Genomic DNA, 3,943 nt, shown 5'->3' with positions numbered 1-3,943 from the left:
GGCGCTGGACAAGGTGCTGGAAAAAAGGCTCCCCTTCTGCCGGTTGGACCGAGGCCGCCTGTCCTCCCTCGCCGGGCGGAACGTGGAGGACGGCGCGCTGCGCGACGCGATAGCCGGACTCGTCGAGACGGGCAGGCTGCGGCCGGTGGGCTCCGCCTACGCCGTCGTCGGGCGGGGGGAGCCGACCGCCGAGCAGAAGGCGCGCATCGCCGAGGCGAAACGAGTTCTGGAGAACGAGGAGAACCTCGCCCTCGCCGATTTCGGAAACCTCCACCCCGACACCGCGCTGGACCTGGCGCACTACCTGGAGGCCGTGGGGGAGGCGGTCTTCGTCGGGGAGACCCACCTCTGGCCCGCGGGGCGCTACGAGGAGCTGCGCCGGACGGCCATCGTCATGCTCAAGGAATCGGGGACCCTGCGGGTGGTCGAGTACAAGGAACGCACCGGCCTCTCGCGCAAGACGGCCACGCTCCTCCTGGACCACTTCCACGAGCAGGGCTTGACCAAGCGCGAGTCGGGCACCCACGTGCTCCTGGACGAGAACGCGGCGAAGGCCGCCCCCCTGGTATGACCCTTGGCTTGCGCCGCCGGTCGGTGCTAGAATGACCCCATCGGGGAAGCTGGCAGGTATCTGGTGAGCCTCGCGGACTTCAAATCCGTTGTGGGGCCCTAACCCGGTCCCAGGTGGGTTCGATTCCCACCAGCTTCCCCCAACATATAATGGGGTTACCATACAGTTCCCTGACCGAAGCCTAGAAATAAAGCTCCATTCAAAGTGGGCCAAAGAAGCCGAAGCGAAAGGCGATTTTGACACCGCTCGTACCCATTACTTCAGGTGGGTAGAATCAGTACGGCAGCAAAATGCTAACACTGGGGGCGAACTTGAAGCCGAACTGGAATATGCAAAAAAAGCATACGCTGATTTTGTAAGCAAAGACCCACTTTACAACAAGATATGCGACGAGATCTTACCCTATATCGGTCATAATCCTAGCGTACTCCAAACCGATCTGTATAAAATATTCCCACAATATTCCCAGGAAAACTTACGGTACACCCTTTACTTCGCAGAAGAACACGGAAAGGTGAAACGCGAAAAGAAAGGTAGGTCGTACACTCTGACCTTGAACTAAGGTGTTGGAAATCTTTGTATAGTTGAAAAAGGACCGGTTTGGCCCTTTTTCTTTACAAAACATTTAACTTATAGCTCGGTTATTCCCCCCTGTTCCAACCGCAGCCGCCGGTCCGCCAGGGCGCCCACCCGCTCGCGGTGGCTGATGACCAGCACCGCCGCCCCGGGCAGCCTCCGCCGCACCACTTCGATCAATTTCCGCTCCAGCTCGGCGTCCACGTAGCTGGTGGTCTCGTCGAGGATTAATAAATCGGGTCGGTGGAAAAGCGCGCGGGCCAGGGCCAACCGCCGCCGCTCGCCGACCGAAAGCTCCGGCGCACCAGAGGTCAGCTCCCGGTCGAAATCCCCCAAGCCGACCTCGCGCAGCAGCCCGCCGATTTCCGCGTCGCCGACCTCATCGGGATAGGCCACGGCGTCCGCGAGCATTCCCGGCAGAAACTCCGGCTCCTGGTCCACCAGCGCGGTTTTCAGGCGCCAGGGGCCGAGGCCGTAGTCGGAGAGCGGCTTTCCGTCGAGGAAGAGACGCCCACCCGTCGGCTCGTACAGGCGGCACAGAACCCGCGCCAGGGTGGTCTTCCCCACTCCCGAGGGCCCGGCGAGGTGGACCAGCTCCCCCCGCTTAAACGCTAAATTTACGCCCCGGAAAACCTCGGTCCCGTCGGGATAGGAAAAGGCCAGGTCTTTGGCTTCCAGGACGCGCCACTCCGGCGGCTCCGGCCCGTCCAGGACCTCGTCGGCCGTCCGCCAGATTTTCGCGAGGCGCCCCTGCAGGACCAGGGTGTCCTGCGCCCCCCCGGCGGCGTCGAATATCCCCTTGAGCGCGCCCAGGAGCCAGACCGTGGCCACCGCCGCCGAGCCCAGGCCGCCCAGGCTCAACCCTTGCGCGCCGAGAAGGTCCACCCCCAGCCAGAAGGCCGCCCCGATGGCGCAGGCCGCGAAGATTTCCCCCAGCGGGCCGGCAAGGAAATGGTACTTCGCCTGCCGGAACATCCCCCGCCGCCTCCGCTCGCCGGAATCGGCGAAGGCTCTAAATTCGGAATCCTGCGCCCCGGCGCCGCGCACCAGCCGGGGGGCGCGCGTGGCGTCCACCGCCCGACTCCAGTATTGCTGGTTCTCGGCGTAGAAGTCGCCGCTCGCCCGGCGCATCCGGCGCAGCAGGAATTGCAGCGGCAAGAGGAAAATAGGGACGGCCGCCGCCACCACCACCGCCAGCCGCCAGTCCAGCACCAAAAGGTAAATCCACAGACCCGCGGCCTGGAGGAGGGAAAGAATCAGGGTGCCGTAGAGTTCGACCACCCCGCGGGCGTAATTGTCGCAGTCGTAAAAGAGGGAGTTCGCCGCTTCGCCGGTTCCCACGGAGTCCAGGAGCGGGATTTTCAGGAGCTTGGCGAAGGTCCGGCGCTCCAGGGCCAGGTGGATACGGGAGCCGAGACCCAGGGAGAGGTACTGGACGAAAATCCCGAACCCCGAGCGAAGAAGGAACAGGCCGATTAAAAGGAGCGGGATGAGCGCCTGGAGTCCGCCGGTTTCCCCGAGGAAGCGGTCCACGCCGTAACCCACGGCCCAGGCCAGGAAAACGCCCAGCCCCGCCTGGGGTAGCCCCAGAAGGTTCAGGCCCACCAGGCTCAGGCGCCAGGGGCGCAGCACCTCCAGCGCCAATTTCAAGCCGTCGCTGTCACGTTTGTCGTTCATCCGCCCCCGTAAAGCTGGCGGTAGCGGTAATAACTCCCCACCACCCGGATGATGTAGCGCCGCGTCTCGTCAAAGGGCTTTAGCAACAGCCACACGTCGGGGGGCAGTATATTGAAAGACGCGACCCAGAGCCGCGCGTTGCCCGGACCGGCGTTGTATCCGGCCAGCGCCAGGGCCAGGTTGCCGTGGAAGCGGTCGAGCATCTTCGCCAAGTAGGCCGCCCCCAACAGAAGCGAATCCGCGGGGTCGCGCAGGTCGTAATCCTCCAATTTCAGTTCCGCGGCCAGCATCGCCGCTGTGGCCGGCATCTTCTGCATCAGGCCCACCGCCCCGGCGCTGGAGACGGCCTGCGGGTCGAAGCGGCTCTCCTCGCGGGAGTGCCCGAACACCGGCTCCAGGAACCAGCGCGACCAGATCGTGCGGTTGCCCTCGTAGCTGTCCCAGGCGAGCGGCTGCACCCAGGGCGCCAGCGCCGCCACCCGGCCGTACACCCCGGGGTGCCGGAGCGCCATCTTGAGCGCCCCGTACCCCCCGAGCGAGATCCCCCACACCGAGCGCCGGTCCCGCGAGCCGCCCGCCCCGGGGAACTCGCGCTCGATAGCCGGCACCAGGTCCTCCGCGACGAAGCTCTCCATCTGGCCGCGCGGGCTGTCAACGATGAACGTGCCCCGGTGCCTGGGGCTCGCGATCACGACCGGCGGGATCGCGCCCCCCTGCATCATCCCCAGCGCCACCGCGGCGAGGTCGTGCTTGCGGAAAGACTTTTCGCTCCCCCACCCGTCGTGCAGGAAGACCATGAGGAGCGCCGGCTGCCCCGGCTGCCACCCCGGAGGCAGCACCACTTCCGTCGCCACTCCCTCCGCCGCGTGCGGCCCCCCCACAACGATCTTCACGATCCTCGGCGAGCTCCCCGCCCGGGCAAGGCCCGGCGCGGCGAACGCGAGAGCGAGAGCGACGATCCCCCTGGCCATCACTCCTTGAGAAGCGATTCGAACACCTCATCATTCCTCGGGGGACGCCGCTCATGGCAGCATGCTCCGCCCCCGGGCAGGCTAGAATGCGCTGGTCGGAAGCCGTCCGGCGGAGGGGTCATCTCGCTCGAGCTGGCAAGAGACGTCC

At 65.5% G+C, this 3,943-nt stretch carries 3 protein-coding genes and 1 tRNA gene; 2 read left to right on the top strand and 2 right to left on the bottom strand.

All coding sequences use genetic code 11. The features are described 5' to 3' along the window. A partial coding sequence (locus NTW26_11285; protein ID MCX7022830.1) for a SelB C-terminal domain-containing protein occupies nucleotides 1–571 on the top strand: 571 nt, incomplete at its 5' end. A 44-nt stretch (nucleotides 572–615) separates the two neighbouring features. Beyond that, nucleotides 616–713 (top strand) — tRNA-Sec (locus NTW26_11280). A gap of 488 nt (nucleotides 714–1,201) precedes the next feature. On the opposite strand, the gene NTW26_11275 is transcribed toward NTW26_11280, so the two are convergent. Together NTW26_11275 and NTW26_11270 are read right to left on the bottom strand one after the other, a co-directional pair. Further along, nucleotides 1,202–2,824 carry an ABC transporter ATP-binding protein gene (locus tag NTW26_11275; protein MCX7022829.1) on the bottom strand — a complete coding sequence of 541 codons (1,623 nt, stop codon included), beginning with the start codon at nucleotides 2,822–2,824 and terminating at the stop codon, nucleotides 1,202–1,204. Then, nucleotides 2,821–3,717, bottom strand: a complete 897-nt coding sequence (locus NTW26_11270) for a transglycosylase SLT domain-containing protein (protein MCX7022828.1) — start codon at nucleotides 3,715–3,717, stop codon at nucleotides 2,821–2,823. Before NTW26_11270 ends, NTW26_11275 begins: the two co-directional genes overlap by 4 nt. Between the last annotated feature and the right edge of the window lie 226 nt (nucleotides 3,718–3,943).

Source organism: bacterium (assembly GCA_026398675.1).
In the GTDB taxonomy this organism is placed as follows: domain Bacteria; phylum RBG-13-66-14; class RBG-13-66-14; order RBG-13-66-14; family RBG-13-66-14; genus RBG-13-66-14.
This window is presented reverse-complemented; position numbering and strand designations above follow the sequence as displayed.

What these genes read in the sequence shown, in the direction of transcription:
- NTW26_11275 (MCX7022829.1), bottom strand. Translation starts at nt 2,824, where the DNA reads ATGAACGACAAACGTGACAGCGACGGCTTGAAATTGGCGCTGGAGGTG.